21 protein-coding genes and 1 riboswitch are annotated in these 21,556 nt (G+C 67.4%); of the genes, 9 read left to right on the top strand and 12 right to left on the bottom strand.

What is annotated here, in order from left to right; translation table 11 throughout:
- Nucleotides 1-31: 31 nt before the first annotated feature.
- Complete coding sequence (locus G6N50_RS05915) at nt 32-793, top strand: CPBP family intramembrane glutamic endopeptidase (protein ID WP_083096576.1); 762 nt, start codon at nt 32-34, stop codon at nt 791-793.
- Between the two features lie 6 nt (nt 794-799).
- On the opposite strand, the gene G6N50_RS05910 is transcribed toward G6N50_RS05915, so the two are convergent.
- The 5 genes from G6N50_RS05910 to G6N50_RS05890 all read right to left on the bottom strand — a co-directional run bounded on the left by G6N50_RS05910 (nt 800) and on the right by G6N50_RS05890 (nt 5,431).
- Nucleotides 800-1,828: a zinc-binding alcohol dehydrogenase family protein gene (locus G6N50_RS05910; protein ID WP_083096575.1), complete on the bottom strand. Its 1,029-nt coding sequence runs from the start codon at nt 1,826-1,828 to the stop codon at nt 800-802.
- A gap of 47 nt (nt 1,829-1,875) precedes the next feature.
- Complete coding sequence (locus G6N50_RS05905) at nt 1,876-2,175, bottom strand: GlsB/YeaQ/YmgE family stress response membrane protein (protein WP_083096573.1); 300 nt, start codon at nt 2,173-2,175, stop codon at nt 1,876-1,878.
- A 148-nt stretch (nt 2,176-2,323) separates the two neighbouring features.
- The gene (locus G6N50_RS05900) at nt 2,324-3,370 is read right to left on the bottom strand and encodes an alanine and proline-rich secreted protein Apa (protein ID WP_083096572.1); all 1,047 of its coding nucleotides are present in this window, start codon (nt 3,368-3,370) and stop codon (nt 2,324-2,326) included.
- Nucleotides 3,371-3,491: 121 nt separating this feature from the next.
- Nucleotides 3,492-4,595, bottom strand: a complete 1,104-nt coding sequence (locus G6N50_RS05895; RefSeq protein ID WP_083096570.1) for a sulfate/molybdate ABC transporter ATP-binding protein — start codon at nt 4,593-4,595, stop codon at nt 3,492-3,494.
- Nucleotides 4,596-4,597: 2 nt separating this feature from the next.
- On the bottom strand, nt 4,598-5,431 hold the full coding sequence (locus G6N50_RS05890) for an ABC transporter permease (protein WP_142275620.1): 834 nt from the start codon (nt 5,429-5,431) through the stop codon (nt 4,598-4,600).
- 216 nt (nt 5,432-5,647) lie between these two features.
- Here G6N50_RS05890 and G6N50_RS05885 point away from each other — a divergent pair, with 216 nt between their 5' ends.
- Nucleotides 5,648-6,259 (top strand): hypothetical protein, encoded by a 612-nt coding sequence (locus G6N50_RS05885; RefSeq protein WP_142275619.1) that lies wholly within the window; start codon nt 5,648-5,650, stop codon nt 6,257-6,259.
- 58 nt (nt 6,260-6,317) lie between these two features.
- Here the strand turns inward: G6N50_RS05885 and modA are convergent, their stop codons facing one another.
- The gene (modA, locus tag G6N50_RS05880) at nt 6,318-7,094 is read right to left on the bottom strand and encodes a molybdate ABC transporter substrate-binding protein (RefSeq protein WP_083096565.1); all 777 of its coding nucleotides are present in this window, start codon (nt 7,092-7,094) and stop codon (nt 6,318-6,320) included.
- Between the two features lie 181 nt (nt 7,095-7,275).
- Between modA and G6N50_RS05875 the strand changes: the two genes are divergently transcribed.
- The 3 genes from G6N50_RS05875 (at nt 7,276) to G6N50_RS05865 (ending at nt 10,507) form a co-directional block, all read left to right on the top strand.
- Nucleotides 7,276-7,953, top strand: coding sequence for an SDR family oxidoreductase (locus G6N50_RS05875; RefSeq protein WP_083096639.1), 678 nt, complete (start codon nt 7,276-7,278; stop codon nt 7,951-7,953).
- A gap of 64 nt (nt 7,954-8,017) precedes the next feature.
- The gene (locus G6N50_RS05870) at nt 8,018-8,935 is read left to right on the top strand and encodes an LLM class F420-dependent oxidoreductase (protein WP_083096563.1); all 918 of its coding nucleotides are present in this window, start codon (nt 8,018-8,020) and stop codon (nt 8,933-8,935) included.
- Between the two features lie 186 nt (nt 8,936-9,121).
- Complete coding sequence (locus tag G6N50_RS05865; RefSeq protein WP_083096561.1) at nt 9,122-10,507, top strand: NAD(P)/FAD-dependent oxidoreductase; 1,386 nt, start codon at nt 9,122-9,124, stop codon at nt 10,505-10,507.
- Here G6N50_RS05865 and G6N50_RS05860 read toward each other — a convergent pair.
- Together G6N50_RS05860 and ureG are read right to left on the bottom strand one after the other, a co-directional pair.
- Nucleotides 10,504-11,151 carry an urease accessory protein UreD gene (locus G6N50_RS05860; protein ID WP_083096560.1) on the bottom strand — a complete coding sequence of 216 codons (648 nt, stop codon included), beginning with the start codon at nt 11,149-11,151 and terminating at the stop codon, nt 10,504-10,506. The genes G6N50_RS05865 and G6N50_RS05860 overlap by 4 nt on opposite strands.
- Complete coding sequence (gene ureG / locus G6N50_RS05855) at nt 11,151-11,828, bottom strand: urease accessory protein UreG (protein ID WP_083096558.1); 678 nt, start codon at nt 11,826-11,828, stop codon at nt 11,151-11,153. Before ureG ends, G6N50_RS05860 begins: the two co-directional genes overlap by 1 nt.
- A gap of 189 nt (nt 11,829-12,017) precedes the next feature.
- Nucleotides 12,018-12,080, top strand: a riboswitch (guanidine-III (ykkC-III) riboswitch).
- Nucleotides 12,081-12,194: 114 nt separating this feature from the next.
- On the opposite strand from ureG, the gene G6N50_RS05850 reads away from it, so the two are divergent.
- The 4 genes from G6N50_RS05850 (at nt 12,195) to G6N50_RS05835 (ending at nt 18,514) form a co-directional block, all read left to right on the top strand.
- Nucleotides 12,195-13,358, top strand: coding sequence for an agmatinase family protein (locus G6N50_RS05850; protein ID WP_083096556.1), 1,164 nt, complete (start codon nt 12,195-12,197; stop codon nt 13,356-13,358).
- A gap of 720 nt (nt 13,359-14,078) precedes the next feature.
- Entirely contained in the window at nt 14,079-15,458 is a 1,380-nt protein-coding gene (locus G6N50_RS05845; RefSeq protein ID WP_083096554.1) for a PPE family protein, read from the top strand.
- A gap of 44 nt (nt 15,459-15,502) precedes the next feature.
- Nucleotides 15,503-16,849, top strand: coding sequence for a PPE family protein (locus G6N50_RS29700; protein ID WP_276053412.1), 1,347 nt, complete (start codon nt 15,503-15,505; stop codon nt 16,847-16,849).
- Between the two features lie 123 nt (nt 16,850-16,972).
- The gene (locus G6N50_RS05835; RefSeq protein ID WP_232068891.1) at nt 16,973-18,514 is read left to right on the top strand and encodes an APC family permease; all 1,542 of its coding nucleotides are present in this window, start codon (nt 16,973-16,975) and stop codon (nt 18,512-18,514) included.
- Nucleotides 18,515-18,537: 23 nt separating this feature from the next.
- Here G6N50_RS05835 and G6N50_RS05830 read toward each other — a convergent pair whose 3' ends face one another.
- From G6N50_RS05830 to G6N50_RS05815, 4 genes are read right to left on the bottom strand one after another with little or no spacing between them, the layout of a single operon-like run.
- On the bottom strand, nt 18,538-19,173 hold the full coding sequence (locus tag G6N50_RS05830) for an urease accessory protein UreF (protein ID WP_083096551.1): 636 nt from the start codon (nt 19,171-19,173) through the stop codon (nt 18,538-18,540).
- 5 nt (nt 19,174-19,178) lie between these two features.
- Nucleotides 19,179-20,912, bottom strand: a complete 1,734-nt coding sequence (locus tag G6N50_RS05825) for an urease subunit alpha (RefSeq protein WP_083096550.1) — start codon at nt 20,910-20,912, stop codon at nt 19,179-19,181.
- On the bottom strand, nt 20,912-21,223 hold the full coding sequence (locus G6N50_RS05820; RefSeq protein ID WP_083096548.1) for an urease subunit beta: 312 nt from the start codon (nt 21,221-21,223) through the stop codon (nt 20,912-20,914). Before G6N50_RS05820 ends, G6N50_RS05825 begins: the two co-directional genes overlap by 1 nt.
- Nucleotides 21,220-21,522 (bottom strand): urease subunit gamma, encoded by a 303-nt coding sequence (locus tag G6N50_RS05815; protein ID WP_083096546.1) that lies wholly within the window; start codon nt 21,520-21,522, stop codon nt 21,220-21,222. Before G6N50_RS05815 ends, G6N50_RS05820 begins: the two co-directional genes overlap by 4 nt.
- Nucleotides 21,523-21,556: the final 34 nt, after the last annotated feature.

Below are 21,556 nucleotides of genomic sequence, written 5' to 3'. Positions count from 1 at the left end.
CGCGGCCGCCTGGCGCCGGTAGGCTGGACGGATGTTTGACGCCACCGGGACAGCCGACACTCACCCGGTGGTGGCGCAGCTTTCGGCGCTGCACAGTTTCCGGATCAACCTCGACATCGCCGTCGTCGTGGTGGTGCTGGCGCTGACCAATCTGGTCGCGCACTTCACCACGCCGTGGGCGAGCGTCGCCACCGTGCCGGCCGCGGCCGTCGGGTTGGTCATCTTGATGCGCTGCCGCGGCTTGGGCTGGGCGGACCTCGGCCTGGGCCGCGAGCACTGGAAGCCCGGCCTGGGCTACGCGCTGGCTGCCGTGGCCGTCGTGGCGGCGGTGATCGCGGTGGGTGTGCTGCTGCCGGCGACCCGGCCGATGTTCATGAACAACCGCTACGCCACGATCTCGGGGGCGATGATCGCCTCGATGGTCGTCATCCCGTTGCAGACCGTCATCCCCGAGGAACTGGCCTTCCGGGGCGTCCTGCACGGCGCGCTGCACCGGGCCTGGGGCTTTCGCGGCGTCGCGCTGGCGGGTTCGCTGTTGTTCGGGCTGTGGCACATCGCGACGTCGCTCGGGCTGACCAGCAGCAACGTCGGCCTCACCCGGCTGTTCGGCGGCGGGATCTTAGGCATGATGGTCGGGGTGACCGGGGCGGTGCTGGCGACAGGGGCCGCCGGATTCGTCTTCAGCTGGCTGCGCCGGCGCAGCGGCAGCCTGATCGCGCCGATCGCGTTGCACTGGTCATTGAACGGGCTCGGCGCGCTGGCCGCCGCGCTGGTTTGGCATCTGTCCGCCTGACGCCGATCAGACGAGCAGCACCGCCGCACCGGCGATGCGGCCCGCGCTCAGATCTGCCAACGCCCGATCCGCTTGTCCGAGCGGATATTCCGGTGTGGTCACCTCGATGTGGTGCTTGCCGGCGAGGTCGAGGAAGGCCCGTGCGTCGGCCCGGGTGTTGGACGTGACCGATCGGATTTGTCGCTCCTGGAACAGGTGGCGCTGGTAATTCAGGGGCGGGATATCGGACAGGTGGATCCCGGCGATCGCCAGGGTGCCGCCGCGGTCCAGCGCTTCCAACGCGGGCAGCACCAACTCACCCACCGGGGCGAACAGGATCGCGGCATCCAGCGGCACCGGCGGCGGATCGGCGGCGCCCTGTGCCGACGCCGCGCCCAGCTCCAGCGCCAGTTCCCGCGCCTGGGATCCGCGGGTCATCACGTGTACCTCGGCGCCTTGCGCCAGCGCCACCTGCGCGGTGATGTGCGCGCTGCCGCCGAACCCGTACAAACCCAGGCGCCCCCCGGGCGGCAGCTCGGCCCGCAGCAGCGAGCGGTAGCCGATGATGCCCGCACACAACAATGGGGCCAGCTCGCTGTCGCTGTAGCCGTTCGGCAGTGGGTGCGCGAAAGCGGCCGGGACGGTGGCGAATTCGGCGTAGCCGCCGTCGGCGTCCCAGCCGGTGTAGCGGGAGTGGGGGCACAGGTTCTCGTCGCCGCGACGGCAATACGTACACACGCCGCAGGTGTGGCGCAGCCAGGCGATGCCTACCCGGTCACCGACCCGAAACTCGCCGCCGGCCTCCGCCCCCATTTCGATGACCTCGCCGACCACCTCATGCCCCGGAGTGACGTGGTCGCGGTGAACTGGCAAATCGCCTTCGGTGACGTGCAGGTCGGTGCGGCAGACGCCGCACGCTCGCACGGCTACCAGCAGTTCGGACGGTCCCGGGCGCGGTATCTCGGTGGTGACCTGCTCTAGCGGGTCGGTGTTCATCGGCCCGGGTCGACGGACCCGCCAGGCCCGCATTGCCGTGGTGGTCACCGGTGGAGGCATCAATCCATCATGCCGCTAACCACCACGGCTGCAACGGGTTAAGTGACCTAGGTGCGGCGGACCATGCCGACGACCCAGAGCAGGATGAGCGCTCCGAGCAACGCGGTGAGGAAGGTGAAGATGATGCCACCACCCGCGGTGTTGACGAAGAAGCTCAGGATGAAGCCTCCGATCAGCGCGCCGACGACGCCGATCACGATGTCCATCAGGATGCCGGCCCCGCTACCACGGATGATCCTGCTGGCGAGCGCGCCGGCCAGACCGCCGATGATGATGTAGCCGATGATGCCGACGCTGGTGAACGTCGTGGAACGGGCAAGGTATTCGGTAGCTGCCATGACGGTCATGAAGAGTCTCCTTGCAATCGCTGGCAAAGCCCAGCTATTTGCTGGGCCGTCCTTTCGGTATACCCAGTTTGGGTCACGAAATGAGTGCCGAATTGGAGACGGTTGACCAGTCGGTTTCAGCCGCGACCGTGCCGATCGGGCGGCGCGGTCAGGCCGAGAACGTCTGCTGCGGTGTGGGTGTCGGCGTCGGACTGACCTCGGAGGCCGGCGCACCACCCGGAACCGGCGCCGGCGCGCCCGGCGGGGCGGGAGCCGCGGGAGCCGGTGCGGGAGCGCCCGGCGCCGCCGGGGCTGCGGGAGCGGCCGGCGCCCCCGGAGCCGATGGCGGAGCGGCCGGCGGTGTCCACGCCTGGATCGACTCGGTCAGCGCCTTGGCCGCGACCCGGTCCACCGGGTCGTTGGAAGTTCCGAGCCACACCACGAACCAGCGCTGGGCGGTCCCGCCGTTGGCCGCACCGATGACGCCCGTCCAGATCTGGCCGTTCGGCTTGGACGCATCGCTGAACTTGACCTCGTAATACGACGCGCTGCCGGTGCTCCCGTTGCTGCCGTTGAGGGGCGTGCTGTCCTGGTTGATGCGGGTGCCGGGATAGGGCATGAAGAACTCGCCCATGTCCGACCCCAGTCGTACCGCGGCCTTGGCATTGTTGGCTTCCGCACTGGCGTAAAGCTTCTGGTCCAGGCGGCCCATCACGATGCGGGTGTCGTTGGCCACCGCGGGTGGCTGGTCGGGCATCGGCGGCGGGCCGGTGACCTTGCTCAGCAGCGCCGAGCCGTAGTCGAGGTGCGAGGCGTCGGACTCCACCCAGCCGCCGGGCAGGACGTAACTGAATCCCCCGACCGCGTTGGTGATCCGCCCGGCGTTCGGGTCAGCCGCCGGTGGCGGCGGCGCGTTCGGGTCGACCGGAGGCGGCGGTGCGGCGTTGGGGTTGGCCGGAGGCGGCGGTGGCGCCGCGTTGGGATCACCCGGCGCCGGTTGCGCATTCGGCGCCGGCGCGGCCGGCGGCGCGTTGGTCGCCGGCGCGCCGGGCGGGGCCGCGGCCGTGCTCGGCGGGACCGGGGTCGGCACCTCGGGATCGGCGCTGGAAGTTGCCGGCAACGCAATGGCGACTGCGCTGGCACCGGTCACCGTGGTGATCGCCAGCGTCGTCCACAGCCCTTTACGACGGGTCGAGGTCGGATCCACCTGCTCCATGGCGACGAACCTACCGTGTTACCGCTGTGACGCAAGGGTGTAGTGCGGACTAGTGCAGCGCGGATTTACCGATGTTGCCAATGCGCAATCTTCTCGAGCCCCGCGCTCGCCGCCGAGCGGCTCAGCGCGCGGCTCGATGCAGTGTCACCTCGTGGGCCTTGATGGAGAACCACACTCGATCGCCGGGCACCAATTGCAGCTCCGAAGCGGCGTCGACGGTGATCTCTGCGGCGAGGCCCGGGGCACCGTCGGGTTGCTGCTCGCCGCGCACCAATACAGCCCGCCCGTGGACGTCGATCTCGGCCACGGTGACCTCGACGGTGTTGCGGGGGCTGCCGTGCGGCCGCTCGCGATACACGGCCACCGCCGTCGGCGGGAACACCGCGATCACACGTTGGTCGGGCGAAAACGATTCGCCGCTCTGCGGTGGGGCCGCATACCAGCGGTCACCGGAGTCAGCGTGCAGCGAGCCGTCGCGATCGACGGTGCCGTTCACCAGGTTGATGCCCGCGATGCGGGCCGCGAAATGACTGCGTGGGGCGGTGAGAACCTCGGGCACCGGGCCGATTTCGGCGATCTGGCCGGACTCGAGCACCAGGACGCGGTCGGCCAGGGTGAACACGTCCAGCAGGTCGTGGGTGACCATCACCGCCGCGCAGCCGATGCGGGTGATGACCGTGCGCAGCACCGCCCGGATCGCGGCGGCCGCGGCGACGTCGAGGCCGGCCAGCGGTTCGTCGAGCAGCAGCACGTCGGGTTCGGCCGCCAGCGCCCGGGCGATCGCGACGCGCTGTGCTTGGCCGCCGGACAGCTGTCGCGGTTTCCGGTCGGCAAAGCCCTCGGCATCCACCTCGCGCAGCCAGCGCAGCGCCGTCGCTGTGCGGCTGGCGCGACCCGAACGCAACCGCGTGCGCCGACTTTGCGGTCCGAACGCCACATTCGCGGCAACGCTCATGTGCGGGAACAGCAGCGCGTCTTGCATCAGTAGCCCGACCCTACGGTCGTGTGTCGCCACGTTGATACCGGCCGCGGTGTCCGTCAAGGCCCGGTCCCCCAGCCGCACCACCCCGCGGTCGGGACGGAGTAGCCCCGCGATGACATGCAGGACGGTCGATTTGCCGGCGCCGTTGGGCCCGAGCACCGCGAGCACCTCACCCGCGGACACGGTGAACTCCACGTCCACGTTGCGGTCCGCGACGACCGCGCGCAGCTGCAATTCACTCATGGTTACCTGGTGTCGGCCCCGGTCAGGCGGCGGGTACCCAGTCCCAGCACCACCAGGGCCGCCACCACCACCAGCAGGATCGACAGCGCCACAGCGGCATTGGCGTCGGTCACCCGTTGCAGGTAGATCTCCAGCGGCAGCGTGCGGGTCACCCCCTGCCGGGATCCGGCGAACGTCAGCGTCGCGCCGAACTCACCCAGCGAGCGGGCGAAGGCCAGCACCGCGCCCGACACCACGCCCGGCAGCAGCAGCGGCAGGGTGACGCGCCACCAGACGACGCTGGGGCGCGCCCCCAGCGTCGAGGCGACCACCTCGAAATCGGCCCCCGCGGAACGTGCGGCGCCCTCGAGCGCAATCACCAGGAACGGCAACGAGACGAAAGTCTGTGCCAGCACCACGGCGGTGGTGCTGAACGCGATGCTGACGCCGGCGGCTTCCAGGTACCGGCCGAGCAACCCGAGCCGGCCGAACGCGTACAGCAGCGCGATGCCGCCCACCACCGGCGGCAGCACCAGGGGCAGCAGGATCAGGGGCCGGAGCAACCGGATCACGTGCGCCGTGCTGCGCGCGAGCACCAGCGCCATCGGCACCCCCAGCGCCACGCACAGCACCGTGCTGGCGGCGGCGGTCTTGAGGCTCAGAAACAACGCCGTCCTCGACGACGAGCTGGTGATCAGCGACCAGAAATGCGGCCAGTCGACCTTGACCGCAATGGCCAGCAGCGGCAGCACCACGAAGACGGCTCCCACCGCCGCGGGGAGATACACCCAGCGGGGCAGATCCGTGCGACGCTCGCCGATACGTACACCCCCTAACCACGGTCGGGCGATAGACATCGCCTCAACCTAGCGCTGCGCCGGTGGCCAATCGGCTAGCACGCGGTGGTTTCCGCCGATGTGCGGGTTCGGGGCGCGTTTGTTGTGAGATTCTGCAGGGGTGTCAGCGCCTTCGGGTGTCGTGACGTTCCTGTTCACCGACGTTGAGGGTTCGACGCGTCGGTGGGAGGTCGACGCGGACGGGATCGGGTCGCCCTCGCCGCTCACGACGACGCGTTGCGCGAGGCGGTCGAGGTCTGCGGTTCAACCGACGAGGCGATGGTGACGGCCAACGGCCTCATCGATGCCGCCGAAGCGATCGGCAATCCGTGGGTGCTTGCGTACGCACTTTTCGCGTGGGGGTACGCCTTCCGTGACACAAATCCAGACAGCGCGCTGGATGCCTTGCGCCGCGTGGTGCCCATCGCGCAGGACAGCGGCAACCGTTTCTATGAGACACAATTCTCGTACTGGCTGTGCGTACTTGAAGCCGAGCACGGGGACCCGATCGCGACGTTGGATTCCCTCGCCGTCGCCATCCGGAACAACCACGAGACGGGCAACGTCGGCATGTTGCATAACCCGCTGGCCATCCTGGCCGTTGTTCTGGAGAGCCTCGGACGCTACGAACCAGCGGCCACCATCGCCGGTTTCGCTGCGGTCAATCCCATGGCCCCAACGACCTTGCCCGAGCTCGGCGCAGCCATTACCCACCTCCGCGAGGTTCTCGGCGACCAAACCTGTGGATCGCTCGCCCGCAAGGCTGAGACGATGACCATCGCCGAGCTGGTGATGTACGCATACGACCAAATCGACCGGGCCCGAACAGAACTCGAACGCCAAGGCTGAGTGCCACCGCAGGAGCTGGTGGCGGCTCAGCGGTGATGCGGCGTCAACTGCCCGACGGTCAAGGTTTCGCGAAGCCGGCCTGGGCCAGAATTTGCTGCCCGGCCGGTGAGGTCACCAGGTCGACAAACTTCTGCGCCTGCGCGGCGAGCGGGGCCTTCTTCAGCACGCCGATCGGATAGACGTTCACCGCGTTGGCGGCCTCCGGGAAGTTCACGGTCGTCACCTTGTTTCCCGCGCTGTGGGCGTCGGTGACGTACACCAGCCCGGCGTCCGCCTGCCCGGTCGTAACCTTGTTGAGGACATCCGTCACGCTCTGTTCCTCACTCACCGGGTTCAGTCGCACGCCGGTGCCGTCTTCGACGCGTCCGGTGGCCGCCCCGCACGGCACCGGCTGCTGGCAGGTCACCACGTTGAGGCCGGGCCTGGCCAGGTCGGCGAAGGATCCGATCTTCTTGGGGTTTCCCGGCGCGGTGACGATGACCAACGTGTTCGAGGCGAAATTCGTCGGGTTGCCATTGAGCAAGCCGGCCTTGCTCACCGTGTCCATCTGGGCTGTGTCGGCCGAGGCGAAGACGTCGGCCGTCGCGCCCTGCGTCAACTGGGTCGCCAGGTCGGACGAGCCGGCAAATTCAAATTCGACGCCGAAACCCGGATTCTGGGTCTTGAACTGCTGGCCGATCTGCGTGAATGACGGCTTGAGCGACGCCGCGGCGAAGACGATGACCTTGCCGGACGCCGCCGACGCCTGCGAGGACGGTGACTTCGAGCTGCACCCGATCAGGCCCGCCATCAGCACCAGAGAAACCGCAGCGGCCAGGATCCCGATCCGACGCATGGATGCACCCTAGCCCGCCGATGATGCGGTTCGCGCGGCCGCCAAATCGCCGCAAGAAAGTGGCGGCCGAATAGTTACGCAAATGATCCGCGCGTCGCCCCTGGGAAAGTTTCGCCGACTAGCTACTGTCCAGTAACATATGTGGGAATCGTTGCCATACGCGCGTCAACACGAGGAGGTCATGGCAGTGGAGGTGCTGGTTACCGGCGGAGACACGGAGCTTGGGCGCTCGGTAGCCGAGGGCTTCCGCGATGACGGCCACAAAGTGACCCTGGTGGGCGCACGCAAGAGCGATCTGGAGATCGCCGCCAAGGAGCTCGAGGTCGAGGCGATCGTGTGCGACACCACCGACCCGGCCAGCCTGGAAGAGGCCCGTCCGCTGTTCCCGCATCACCTGGACACCATCGTCAACGTGCCGGCACCCGTCTGGGACGCCGGCGACCCGCGCACCTACTCGATCGCCGACACGGCCAACGCCTGGCGCAATGCCCTTGACGCGACGGTGCTTTCGGCGGTGTTGACCGTGCAGGCCATGGGTGACCACCTGCGCTCGGGCGGCTCCATCATCAGCCTGGTGCCCGAGAACCCGCCGGCCGGCAGCGCCGACGCCGCCATCAAGGCCGCGCTGTCGAATTGGACCGCGGGCCAGGCAGGCATTTTCGGAACCCGCGGAATCACCGTCAACGTCGTGGCGAGTGGACGCAGCGCCGAGGCCGGCTACGACGGACTGTCCCGAACCTCGACGCCGGTGGCCACCGAGGCGGCCCGGTTGGCGTTGTTCCTGACCAGCTCGGCGGCTCGCCACATCACCGGCCAGACGTTGCACGTGAGCCACGGTGCGCTGGCTCGTTTCGCCTGAGGCGTAACGAGCGCGCGTCGCGCACCCTTCTCCCCGGCGGGGCGGATCGCTACGGTTAACTCTCGTGGCAATTCGACTCGGTCTGCAGATTCCCAACTTTTCCTACGGCACCGGGGTTGAGCAACTCTTCCCCACCGTCATCGCCCAAGCCCGCGAGGCCGAATCCGCCGGATTCGACTCGGTTTTGGTGATGGACCACTTCTACCAACTGCCGATGTTGGGCTCGCCCGACCAGCCGATGCTGGAGGCCTATACCGCCCTGGGGGCGCTGGCCACCGCCACCGAGCGGGTGCAGCTGGGCACCTTGGTGACCGGCAATACGTATCGGAACCCCACGCTGCTCGCGAAGACGATCACCACGCTGGATGTGGTGAGCCAGGGCCGGGCGATTCTGGGCATCGGTACCGGATGGTTCCAGCTCGAGCACGACCAGTTGGGCTTCGAATTCGGCACCTTCACCGACAGGTTCAACCGGCTAGACGAGGCCTTGGAGATCATCCTGCCGATGATCAAGGGCGAGCGGGCCACCTTCTCGGGCAAGTGGTACAAGACCAATGAGGCGTTCGCCAATCCCCGCTTCCGGGACCACATTCCGCTGATGATCGGCGGCAGCGGTGAGAAGAAGACAATCCCGCTCGCCGCGCGGCATTTCGACCACCTCAACGTGATCGCGGGTTTCGACGAGCTGCCGCGCAAGTTGGACGCCGTGCGCAGGTCCTGCGAGGAGGTGGGCCGCGACCCCGCCACCCTGGAAACCAGCACGCTGACCACGGTGATGATCGACGAGAACGCGAACCTCGACCAGATTCCCGCCGAGATGACGCAGCGCATGGTGGTCGGGACGGCCGACTCAGTCGCCGATCAGATCAAAGCCAAGGTCATCGACGCGGGCATCGACGGCGTGATCATCAACCTCCCCTTCTACACACCCGGCGTCGTCGAGGCGGCCGGCGAAGCGCTGCGTCCGCTCGTGGGACTGTAGGCCTTTCGACAACCCGACGCGCCGCTCGGCGGAACATGACGAGTATCACGTCGCACGACCAGCCGTGATACGGGCGATGTGTTTGATTACACATGTTGCGAGTTAGGTTTGCGGGTATCCGCCTGACTAGCGTTGTGGCTAGTTGCAGTCGCGCGTCCAGAAGCCCCCGTCAGGAGCAGCGGAAACATGAGCCCCCAGCCAGGTAACACAGCTGGACCGGAGCGCCGTCACCAGGTCGTCATCATCGGCTCCGGTTTCGGCGGACTCAACGCGGCAAAGAAACTCAAGCACGCCAACGTCGACATCAAACTGATCGCCCGTACCACGCATCACCTCTTCCAGCCGTTGCTGTATCAGGTGGCGACGGGCATTGTGTCCGAAGGCGATATCGCACCACCCACCCGTGTCGTCCTGCGCAGGCAGCGCAACGTTCAGGTGTTGCTCGGTGACGTCACCCATATCGATCTCGAGGGCAAGTTCGTGGTGTCCGACCTGCTCGGGCACACCTACGACACCCCGTACGACAGCCTGATCATCGCCGCCGGCGCCGGCCAATCATATTTCGGCAACGACCATTTCGCCGAATTCGCACCGGGCATGAAGTCGATCGACGACGCGCTCGAGGTGCGTGGCCGGATCTTGAGCGCTTTCGAACAGGCCGAGCGGTCGCGGGATCCGGAACGGCGGGCTAAGTTGCTGACGTTCACCGTGATCGGCGCCGGCCCGACCGGCGTCGAAATGGCCGGGCAGATAGCCGAATTGGCGACGTACACGCTCAAGGGCTCCTTCCGGCACATCGACTCGACGAAGGCCCGGGTGATCCTGCTCGATGCCGCCCCCGCCGTGCTGCCGCCCTTCGGCGACAAGCTGGGCCGGCGCGCGGCGGCCCGCCTGGAAAAGATGGGCGTGGAGATCCAGCTGGGTGCGATGGTCACCGATGTCGACCGCAACGGCATCACCGTCAAGGATTCCGACGGCACCATCCGGCGCATCGAATCGGCCTGCAAGGTGTGGTCGGCCGGTGTGTCGGCCAGCCCGCTGGGCCGCGACCTCGCCGACCAGTCGTCCGTCGAACTGGACCGGGCCGGCCGAGTCAAGGTGCTGCCCGACCTGTCCGTTCCCGGGCACCCAAACGTGTTCGTCATCGGCGACCTGGCCGCCGTCGAAGGCGTGCCGGGAGTGGCGCAGGGCGCGATTCAGGGCGCCAAGTACGTCGCCAGCACGATCAAGGCCGAACTCGGCGGCGCCAACCCGGCCGAACGCGAGCCGTTTCAGTACTTCGACAAGGGCTCCATGGCGACGGTGTCGCGGTTTTCCGCGGTGGCCAAGATCGGCCCGGTCGAGTTCAGCGGCCTGTTCGCCTGGTTCGCGTGGCTGGTGCTGCACCTGGTCTACCTGGTCGGGTTCAAGACCAAGATCAGCACGCTGCTGTCCTGGACGGTGACGTTCCTGAGCACCCGGCGCGGCCAGCTCACCATCACCGAGCAGCAGGCCTTCGCCCGGACCAGGCTCGAACAGTTGGCGGTGGTCGCGGCGGAAACCAAACGACCGGCGGCTCGGAAGGCCAGCTAGCCGGTCAGCCGGTCGGCTTGCCATGTACTGAGCATCCCGCCGTCGGCCAACATCAGCACGGTAGCCCCTGGGTCTATCGGGGCGTCTTCGAATGAAGTTGCCGGATAGCGTAATTCGTTGATCGCAGCGCGTGGTGAGCCGATGGCGTCGTCGGCCAGCGATCCGGCACCCAACTCCACTCGGTGCCGCAGCAGCGGGCGTCCATCGCGGTCGGCGTGCAGCGATCCCGACCAGAATCCTTCGCCCTCGTCGTGCCTGCCGATCTGCACGCGTTCACGGAAGCGCACCCTGGCATCGTCACGCAGTGCCACGGTCCCGCTCGACATGTGCCGCGCATTGGCGGCGACCACTGTGGGCTCGAGATCGATGTCAAGGCTGCCGGCGATATCTATGTGCCAATGTGTTTGGGAAGTAGGGGTTTTCGGGCCCGGCAACACAACGCTGGCGGCGGCGCTGCGGAGCCGCAGCCGGCCGCCGGGCTCAACGATGATCCGGATGGCGATGGTGTCGCCTCCTAGGGGTGTGGCGGCCGCCGACACCAAATGAACAGTGTCGGGCGCGGTGCACCGGGCCGCCAACGCGCCGCCGCCTTGCACCCGCGGCAGCCGGTCGGGGTACGCGACCACGAGCACGTCGGAATGCATTACCGCTCCGCCGCCTCGCTCAACCGCGCTCGCACCCAGGCCAATACCTCTGTCGCGGCTGGGTTTTCACTCAGCGACTGAAACACTGTCGGGCGACCATCACGGACCGCGGTCGCGTCGTCAGCCATCACCTGCAGATCGGCACCCACCAGGGGTGCGAGGTCAGTCTTGTTGACTACCAGCAGATCCGAGTAGGTCACCCCGGGACCACCCTTGCGCGGAACCTTATCTCCGCCGGCCACGTCGATGACGAAGATCTGCACATCTACCAGACCCGACGAGAAGGTCGCCGTCAGGTTGTCGCCGCCGGATTCGACCAAGATCAGGTCCAACGGGACGTGCGCGGCGATCAGGTCGTCAATCGCGTCCAGATTCGCGGTGATGTCGTCGCGGATGGCGGTATGTGGGCACCCGCCGGTCTGAACGGCCGCGATCCGCTCATCGGGTAACACCGCGTGCCGGCGCAGGAAGTCGGCGTCCTCGGTGGTGTAGATGTCGTTGGTCAGCACGGCTAGGGAGAGCTCGTCGCGCAGCTGCCGGCACAGCGCGGCCACCAAAGCGGTCTTACCGGAGCCGACGGGGCCGCCGACGCCGATGCGTAGTGGCTCCCCCGGCTGTCGGACCCGTTTCGGCCGCTCGACCTGTGGATGTGGGTGGCTGTGTGAATGTGTTGGCATTTCGTGTCTTTCAGCAGACGGGTGGAAGCGATCCGCGCGTGGGCGCGTTCACAGGCAGCGTATCGACCGCATTTTGGCCAAGTGGGTCAGGTGCTCGTGCGGCCGCTTTGGCGGTTGCCAGGAAAGTCACAGCTGTCTGCTGGCTACGCCCAAGTTGCAGACGAAGGTCGAGAAGGTACTTTGTATGGCGGCGCGCCGAAACGGCCGCCCGGACGAGTTCGCCGTACCCGGAGAGCGACAAGACGGTGACCGCGGGATGCCTGGCGTGCCGGTCAACCGAAAACGGTCTGCGAACTTCTCCTCCGTTTAGTTTCGGTCGTCGGGGCATCCTCCGCCGTGAATTGAAACTCGACGAGAGGATCTTGAATGTTCAACCCGTTCGCCGGCCAGGCCGATATCCCCAACCGTGAGGGTGCGTGGGCCCAGCAGGCCGAAGCCGAGCTGCCCACGCGCCGTCACCGCGAAGAGATCGACCGCTGCATCAGCCACGGGCTGGAAGCCGCCCCCACCATCAACGACCGCACCCTGTCGACCTTCGCCCGCGGTGAACTGCCGCATTTTGCCGGGGAACGCGGGACATTCCTCAAGGCCCCGTTCTTGGAGGACGTGAACGACGTTGCGGACGCCGAGGTGGCCGTCTTCGGGGCGCCTCTGGACGCGGGCACCACCTACCGCCCCGGGACCCGGTTCGGACCGATGGGAATCCGCCGCTCCACCAACCTGTTCGGCACGTACTGCTACGAACTGGGTGTCGACCTCCGCGAACAGCTCAACATCGTCGACATCGGCGACGTGGTCACGATTCCCGCGAACATCGAGAAGTCCTTCGACCAGATCAGCTCGGCCATGGCCCACGTGGTCTCCAAGGGCGTCTTCCCGGTTGTCCTCGGCGGCGACCACTCGATCGGCTTCCCGACCGTGCGGGGCCTGGCCCCATACCTGGACGGGAACGTGGGCATCATCCACTTCGACCGCCACGTCGACACCCAGGAGACCGACCTCGACGAGCGGATGCACACCACGCCGTGGTTCCACGCCACCAACATCAAGAACGCACCGGCCACCAACCTGGTGCAGATCGGCATCGGCGGATGGCAGGCGCCCCGGGCCGGCGTCCAAGTGGGCCGGCAGCGCGGGAGCACGGTCATCACGGTGGGCGACGTCGAGCGCGTGGGAATCGAAAAGGTCGCTGAAATCGCGCTCGAGACCGCGTGGAAGGACGCCAAGGCCGTGTACTTGTCGTTCGACATCGATGTCATCGACGCCGGGTTTGTGCCTGGCACCGGCTGGCCGGAGCCCGGCGGGTTGCTGCCGCGCGAAGCGCTCAACCTGATCCGGATGATCTCCGAACCCGGGTTGAACGGCATCGAGGTGGTGGAGTGCTCTCCGCCCTACGACTGGGCGGAGCAAACCGCGCTGATGAGCAGCCGGGTCATCCTGGACAGCCTGGCTGTCATGGTGCGGGCGGGCAAGCTCGGGAAGAAACCGGCCGCGCTCAAGCGGCACGCCTGGGGACCGTTCGCCGACTAGGGTCTCGGCTGCAGGCCCGCCTATGTCGGGAGGCGGGCCGCAGCCGGGGTGATCGGATAGCGCCTCGACGCGCCTCCCGGCCACCTCAGCCCGCGGTGCACACACCGCGGGACAACTGAAATATGTTTGCTTACGGGGTTCAAAGCGAATTGCCTGCCCTGTCTATCCCGCCGCGACTCCGCAGCCGCACCCAGCCAGCGGCGGGCGGTGGCCCCGACGCGCGATGCGCGCCGTTGGGTAGTTGTGCGGCGGCAGCCGGCTACCGCCGGTACGCGGCGCTGGCTGTGTTCGGCAATATGATGAACCGCTGTGCGAGAATATATTTCGTCGCAAGCAGCATTGCGTGCCGGACGGTGGCGGCAAGGGATCTTCGACCGTAGAATCGTTGCCTCCGCCCCAGGCCGGACGGCGAGGGTCGCCGGCGCACCGCATCGCACCAATCCGCCGACTTGCGCCTCACCCGCGCCTCGCTAGGGCCTTACAGTTAATTCCCAGCAATTAACCATGGTAATTACAGAAGCGCTCGTGGACATTGCTATATGTGCAGCAACGCCGGCGTCCGAGCGTCGTTCTGCACGGGCGTGCGGTCAGCCCGGCTTTGGGGCGTCGCACCAATCGCGCGCAGGCCATCGCGCGCGAAGCTGAGCGCCGAGCCACCTCCCGATGCGGGCCGGATGCGGGTGGTTTGACGCCTGGGCTGCTCAATACGGGGGAAATGTAGTGGATTATGCGGCGCTCCCGCCCGAGGTCAACTCCGGGCGGATGTACGCGGGCGCGGGGGTCGGCTCCATGGTCGCGGCTTCCGCCGCCTGGGATGCGTTGGCTGCGGAGCTGAACTCGGCGGCGGCCTCGTATCGGTCGGTGTTGTCGGAGCTGACCAGCGGGTCTTGGGTTGGTCCATCGTCCGCGGCGATGACGGCCGCGGTGGCTCCCTATGTGACGTGGATGGACACCGCCGCCGCGCAGGCTCAGCAGACTGCCGGCCAGCTTTCGTCGGCGGTGGCCGCCTACGAAGCGGCCTTCGCCGCCACGGTGCCGCCACCGCAGATCGAGGTCAACCGCGCTCTGTTGGCTTCGCTGGTGGCAACCAACGTCCTCGGGCAGAACACGCCGGCCATCGCGGCCACCGAGGCGCAGTACTCCGAGATGTGGGCCCAGGATGCCGCGGCGATGTACGGCTATGCCGGTGCCTCGGCGGCGGCAACCAGACTGACACCGTTCGCCGAACCCCAGCAGACCACAAACGAGAATGGCACCGCTCTGCAAGCCAATTCGGTCAACCAAGCCATGCAGTCGGCGACCGGTTCGAGCACCCGATCGGCGCTCAACACGGTGCCCAACACGCTGCAGAACCTCTCGGTGGGCTCGATCGTCAGCCCATCGAACCTGGATCCGGGGCTGGGTAGCCTGTTCAGTCCCAGCAGCGGGCCCACCGGCCTCAACGAGCTCACCCAGAACATCGGAAACTGGGCTTTGGTCATCAGTGGACCCCTGTTCACGGCGTCCGGAATCACGCCCCTGATGGGCGGCCTCTACGGCCTCGCATTTCCGACGGCGGCGGCCGTAGCAGGCGACGTATCGCCGGCGGACGCCGGGCTGGGCACTCTGGCGAATTCGCCGGTATCGGGAAGCCTTGGCAATGCCGGGGTTTCGGCGAACCTGGGCGAGTCGGCCACCGTCGGAAAGTTGTCGGTGCCGCAGACCTGGGCAGACTCCCCCGCCATCAGGCTCGCCGGTAGCGCGTCGCCGCTGTCGACTGCCGGGCTGGGCGGCGTGCCGCAAGCCGAAGCCGCCGCGCCCGGGGGCTTCTTCGGCGGCATCCCGCCGGTGGGCAGCGTCGTCAACGCCCCGAGGGGAGATCAGACCCGCACCCGGACCGGCTCGGGCCAGAAGGTCATGCCGGCAATGCCCGGCGAGCAGGGCGCCGACCAGAGCGCCGCGACCCGGCCCGCAGCAGCGCCGCAGAAGTCCCGCAAGCACGTCGCCAGCGCGTTGAGCGAACGAGAACGCGACGAGCTCGAGAAGCTGCGCAAGGAGATCGCCGAGGTGGCGACCGAGCGCGATGCGGCAGCGCGCCTGATCAAGGAGGCGATGCTGTGACAGCCGATTTCGCGGCATTGCCGCCCGAGGTCAATTCCGCCCGTATGTATGCGGGCGCGGGCGCGGGCTCGTTGGTGACGGCGGCGGCGGCCTGGGAGAAGCTGGCGTCCGAGTTGAGTTCGGCCGCGGCGTCGTACCAGGCGGTGGTGTCGGAACTGACGGGCGGCCCGTGGGTGGGCGCGTCGTCGGGGTCGATGGCCGCCGCGGTGGCTCCCTATGTGTCGTGGATGAACACCACGGCGGCGCAGGCGCAACAAACCGCGAGTCAGCTGGGCGCAGCCGCGGCGGCGTACGAGACGGCATTCGCGGCAACGGTGCCGCCGCCGGCGATCGAGGTCAACCGCGCGTTGTTGGCGTCGCTGGTGTCCACCAACGTCCTCGGGCAGAACACCGCGGCGATCGCGGCCACCGAGGCGCAGTACTCCCAGATGTGGGCCCAGGACGCCGCGGCGATGTACGGCTACGCCGGCGCCTCGGCCGCGGCGACGCAGTTGACGCCCTTCGCCTCGCCCCAAGACACCACCAACCAGTCCGGGACGACCAATCAGAACTCCGCGGTGATGAAGGCCATGGCTACCGGCGGCTCCAACACCACGTCATCGCTGGCGAACATTCCCAATATGCTGCAGGCCGGCTCCACGGGACCCTCGGGGACGTCGGGAACGACGGCCGGATCTGGTTCGCTGGTGGATCTTTTCAACAACTTCAGTGAGAACACCATCGGCTACCAGATCCTCTCCGAAGGTCTGAACTTCGATGCGTCCGGTGCCCTGCTGACCCTCGCCCCGCCGGTCGCCGCGGCCTGGAACCCGGTGGTCAGTTCGCTTTCGGCGCCACCGGCCGCGGCGGCGGGTCTTGCCGGAGCAGGCAGCTCTGGGTCGGCTCTGGTGAATTCGCCCGGCTCGGGTGCCGGTCTGGGCGATCCCGGCGTGTCCGCCGGCCTGGGCGAGGCGGCGTCCGTCGGCAAGTTGTCGGTCCCGTCGTCGTGGGGAACGTCCCCCGCAATTCGGCTGGCCGCAACCGCAACCGCGTTGCCGGGTGCCGGGCTCGAGGGCGTGCCGCAGGCCGGGGCGGTCGCGCCGGGCTTCTACGGCGGCATGCCCCCGATGGGTCCGGTGGCCAGCGTCGTCAACGCGCCTCGCGGCGACCAAGGTCGCATCCGGGCGGGCGCGCGCAACAAGGTGATTCCCGCAATGGCCAGCGAGACCGGCATGCACGACGACCCCGCCGGCCGATGGGTCAAGCCGACCGGCGACGCGGACGACGACGCTGCCGTCAGCGAACGCGACGAGCTGAACCAGTTGCGCAAGGCGATCGCCGACGTGACGCGACAGCGTGACGTCCTCAAGCGCACGGCCGCGAACTTGATCAAGGAGGCGACAACCAAGTAGCAGCCCTGTCGCGGATCGCTCTCGTAGAGCAAGAACCGCAATAGTCCCCTGGTTGTGAGTTGTGACATGTCGGTGAACGGGCAGCCGATGCCTTCACTCGACTTGAGAAGTGAGGAAAGAGCTTTGGCCATCAACACGACCTCTGAAACCGCAAGCAAGATCAAGGAACCCGCCCAGCCCCGGACCGACCCGAACGTCGGCGTCAACGCCACGGCCGACGACGAGGACCTTGCGCAGCTCCAAGCGCTTGGATTCAAATCGGACTTCAAGCGAGACATGAGCCCGTGGGCGAACTTCTCCCTGGGCTTCACCTACCTGTCGCCGGTGGTCGGCATCTACACGGTGTTCGCCTTCGCGCTGGCGTCCGCGGGCCCGCCGATGATCTGGAGCCTGCTGATCGCCGGCGCCGGACAGATGCTGGTCGCCTTGGTGTTCAGCGAAGTGGTGGCGCAGTTCCCGGTGGCCGGGGGCGTTTACCCATGGGCGCGACGGCTGTGGGGTCGCAAATGGGCCTGGATGACCGGATGGGTCTATATGTTCACGCTGCTGGCGCTGCTCGCGGACGCCGCCTATGGGGCGGGCCCGTACGTCGCCGACGTGTTCGGCTTCACGCCGTCCCCACACGCCACGGTCCTGTGCGCGCTCGTCATGCTGGCCCTGGCGACGGCCATCAACCTCACCGGTACCAAGATGCTGGGCTACTTCGCGATTTTCGGGTTCAGCGCCGAGTTGATCGGCGCCATCGTGGTCGGCGTCTGGCTGCTGTGCACCCAGCGCCACCACAACCTCGGCGTGCTGTTCCACAGCTTCGGTGCCGAGGGCAAGCACAGCTACATGTACGCGTTCCTGGCTGCCAGTTTGATTGCGCTGTACCAGTTCTTCGGCTTCGAAGCCTGTGGCGACGTCGCCGAGGAGGTCCGCAACCCCGGTGTGCAGATTCCAAAAGCCATGCGCCGCACCATCTACGTCGGCGGCTCGGCGGCCACCTTCGTCTGCCTGAGCCTGATCCTGTCGGTCACCGACTTCGGCGCGGTGATCAGCGGCAAGGACGCCGACCCGATCGATACCATCCTGAAGACGGCGTTCGGCGGCGTCGGCGCCAAGGTTGTCCTGTGCATCGTGCTGATCTCGTTCGTGTCGTGTGCGCTCAGCCTGCAGGCCGCGGCAAGCCGCCTGATCTACTCCTACGGCCGTGACGACATGATCGTCGGCTCGAAGCTGCTGGCGCGCTTCGATCACAAACGCCACGTGCCGCCGTACTCGCTGCTGATCGCGGTGATCATTCCGGCGTTCCTGATCGTCGGCTCGCTGATCTCCAGCGACGCGCTTACCAAGTTGGTCAGCTTCGGCTCGGTGGGCGTCTACATCGCATTCCAAATGGTGGTCCTGGCCGCCCTGCGCGCACGGATCAAGGGCTGGGTGCCGACTGGGAAGTACCGGCTGGGTCGCTGGGGCGTGCCGGTGAACATCGGCGCGCTGGTCTACGGCGTCGCTGCCATCGTCAACTTGTCCTGGCCGCGCGACTCCCACCAGCCCTGGTACGACGACTACATCATCGTGCTGATGTCGGTCAGCATCATCGGGCTCGGCATCCTGTACCTCGTCGTGACCCGGGCGCACACCAAGAGCGACGCACCGCACGCCGACGCCATTCCAAAGCAATGAGAAGCACTGCAGCGCAGCGCTTCTCAGGAGACGAACAACGGCCGTTCGCGTTCAGCGTGACGCTGGGCCAGGGTATCGAGCAACGGGTCTGACAGGTCGGCGAGCCCGGCGATCGCCCGCGCCGCGGTGCGTTCGCAAGCATCCGCCAGCCGGAACGTCAGCGCCGCCACGTCGGCCGGGTCCAACGCGAGCAGCCGTTGGGCCGCGGTCGCCGAGCCCGTCATCGTGGTGTACACGATGGCCAGCGCGCTCTGCTCGGGATCCAGGCCGCTCACTGCGCCGACGCGTCCGGCAACGAGGGCGAGGTGTGGCTGCGAGCCCAGATCGTCCCAGCGGTCGTTCGGCCACACCCGACGCGCCAGCCTCGCCAACCCGCGGCCCTGGCTGCGCGACGCCAACCGTGCCGCCGGGGCGGGGGTGCGGGCATCGGTTTCCCGATCGGCCTCGTCGACATCGAGCTCACCGCGATGAACCGCCGCGGCGATCGAGGCGGCGACCAGCCCGTGGCTACGGATTCTGCGGTGCAAAAACGCTTCTAGCGTGTCCAGGTCGGTCACCAGACCGCTGGTGACCGCCTCTTCCACACCACCGGAATGCACGTGGGAACCGGCCGGCAGTCGTGAATCGGCCAGCGTGAGCAGCGTCGCCAGTGCAGACATATGTTTCAGAACAAGAAATAGCGTTGCGCCATAGGCAATTCCGATGCCGGTTGCTCTTGCCAGACCTCACCGTCGACACGCACGGTGAAGGTGTCGGGGTCAACTTGGATGTCGGGCAGTGCATCGTTTAGCGGCAACGCCGCCTTGCCTCGCCCGGTGGTGCTTCCCACCGGCACCAATCGACGGTTGACGGCCAGGTTGTCGGCCAGGCCGGCCTCGATTGCCTGCGGCGCAACGAAATGCACCGAGGTGGCCGCTGCTGCCGCGGGCGCGGCACCGAACATCGGCCGCGGCAGCACCGGTTGGGGCGTCGGGATCGACGCATTCGCGTCGCCCATTGCCGCCCAGGCGATCATGCCGCCCTTGAGCACGGCATGCGGACGGACGCCGAAAAACTCCGGCTCCCACAGCACCAGGTCTGCCAGCTTGCCCACTTCCACCGAACCGATTTCGTGGTCGAGCCCGTGTGCGACGGCCGGGCAGATGGTGTATTTGGCGACGTAGCGGCGCACCCGCATGTTGTCGGCGGCGTGGGCACCAGAAGGGTCGCCGGGCAGCGCGCCCCGACGCCGCTTCATCACGTGCGCCGTCTGCCAGGTGCGCAGCACCACTTCCCCGATGCGGCCCATCGCCTGGGAGTCGCTCCCGATCATCGAGATCGCCCCGATGTCGTGCAGCAGGTCTTCGGCCGCCATGGTGGACGGACGAATCCGGCTCTCGGCGAACGCTAAATCCTCGGGCACCTGGGGGTTGAGGTGATGGCAGACCATCAACATGTCCAGATGCTCGTCGAGTGTGTTTACCGTGTGTGGACGGGTCGGGTTGGTCGAACTGGGCAACACATTCGGCTGACCCGCAACCCGGATGATGTCGGGTGCGTGGCCGCCGCCGGCGCCCTCGGTGTGATAGGTGTGGATCGACCGGCCGGCGATCGCCGCCAGGGTGTCTTCGACGAACCCCATCTCGTTGAGCGTGTCGGTGTGCAGCGCCACCTGCACGCCGGCGGCGTCGGCGACGGTCAGGCAGGCGTCGATGGCCGCCGGTGTGGATCCCCAGTCCTCGTGCAGCTTGAAACCCGAAGCGCCGCCGCGCAATTGCTCCCATAATCCCTCGGCGCTGACGGTGTTTCCCTTGCCCAGCAGCGCAAAATTGACCGGCCAGCCGTCGAGCGCCTCGAGCATCCGGGCCAAATGCCATGAGCCCGGGGTCACGGTGGTGGCCTTGCTTCCCTCGGCGGGGCCGGTGCCCCCGCCGAGGATCGTCGTGATGCCCGACCCGAGCGCCTCGGAGATGAGCTGCGGGCAGATCAGGTGTACGTGGCAGTCGACGGCGCCCGCGGTCACAATTCGGCCGTTGCCTCCGATGACTTCGGTGCTGGGGCCGACGACCAGGTCCGGATGCACGCCGGTCATGGTGTCGGGGTTGCCGGCCTTACCGAGCGCTACGATTCGGCCGTCACGAATACCGATGTCGGCCTTGATGATTCCCCAATGATCAATGATCACCGCTCCGGTGATCACGGTATCGGGTGCGCCCTCGGCACGGGAGGCACGTCCCTGGCCCATCGACTCGCGCAGCACCTTGCCGCCGCCGAACACCGCTTCGTCGCCGGCCAGTCCTGGTCCCCCACTGCGATCTTCGGTAATCTCGATCAGCAAAGCGGTGTCCGCCAACCTGATTCGGTCACCGGTTGTCGGGCCGAAGAGCTGAGCGTAACGCTCCCTGGACAGACTTGCCATCAGTCGTCCAGCCGTCCGGGCGGGTTCAGGCTCAACCCATGCACTTCGCGACGTCCGCGCAATCCGACCAGCTGAACACGTTGCGATACACCGGGCTCGAACCGGACGGCGGTTGCCGCCGGGATGTCCAGCCGGTAGCCGTGAGCCGCAACGCGATCGAACGACAGCGCCGAATTCGCTTGCGGAAGATGCACGTGGCTCCCGACCTGAACCGGTCGGTCGCCCGTGTTGACGATCTGCATCTCGATGCGCTGGGTGCCGGCGTTGATTTCGATATCGCCGTCGCCATACAGGATTTCGCCGGGGATCATGCTATCGGGTGGTGCACCGTGACCAATTTGGTGCCGTCCGGGAACGTCGCTTCAACCTGCACGTCGGAGAGCATCTCCGGCACCCCCTCCATCACGTCGTCACGGGTGAGTACGTCGCAGCCGCTGGCCATCAGTTCCGCAACGCTGCGCCCGTCACGCGCACCCTCGAGGATGTGGTCGGCGATGATCGCCACCGCCTCTGGATGATTCAGTCGCACGCCCCGGCCGCGGCGGCGACGTGCTAATTCCGCGGCGTAGGACAACAGCAACCGCTCTTGCTCGTGCGGCGTCAGACGCATGCCTGCGATCCTGCCATGCCCAGATGAACGGCTC

Origin of the sequence: Mycobacterium mantenii (genome assembly GCF_010731775.1) — a bacterium.
Lineage (GTDB): Bacteria > Actinomycetota > Actinomycetes > Mycobacteriales > Mycobacteriaceae > Mycobacterium > Mycobacterium mantenii.
Note: the sequence above shows the minus strand (reverse complement) of the source record. Positions and strands in the feature narration are given on the sequence as shown.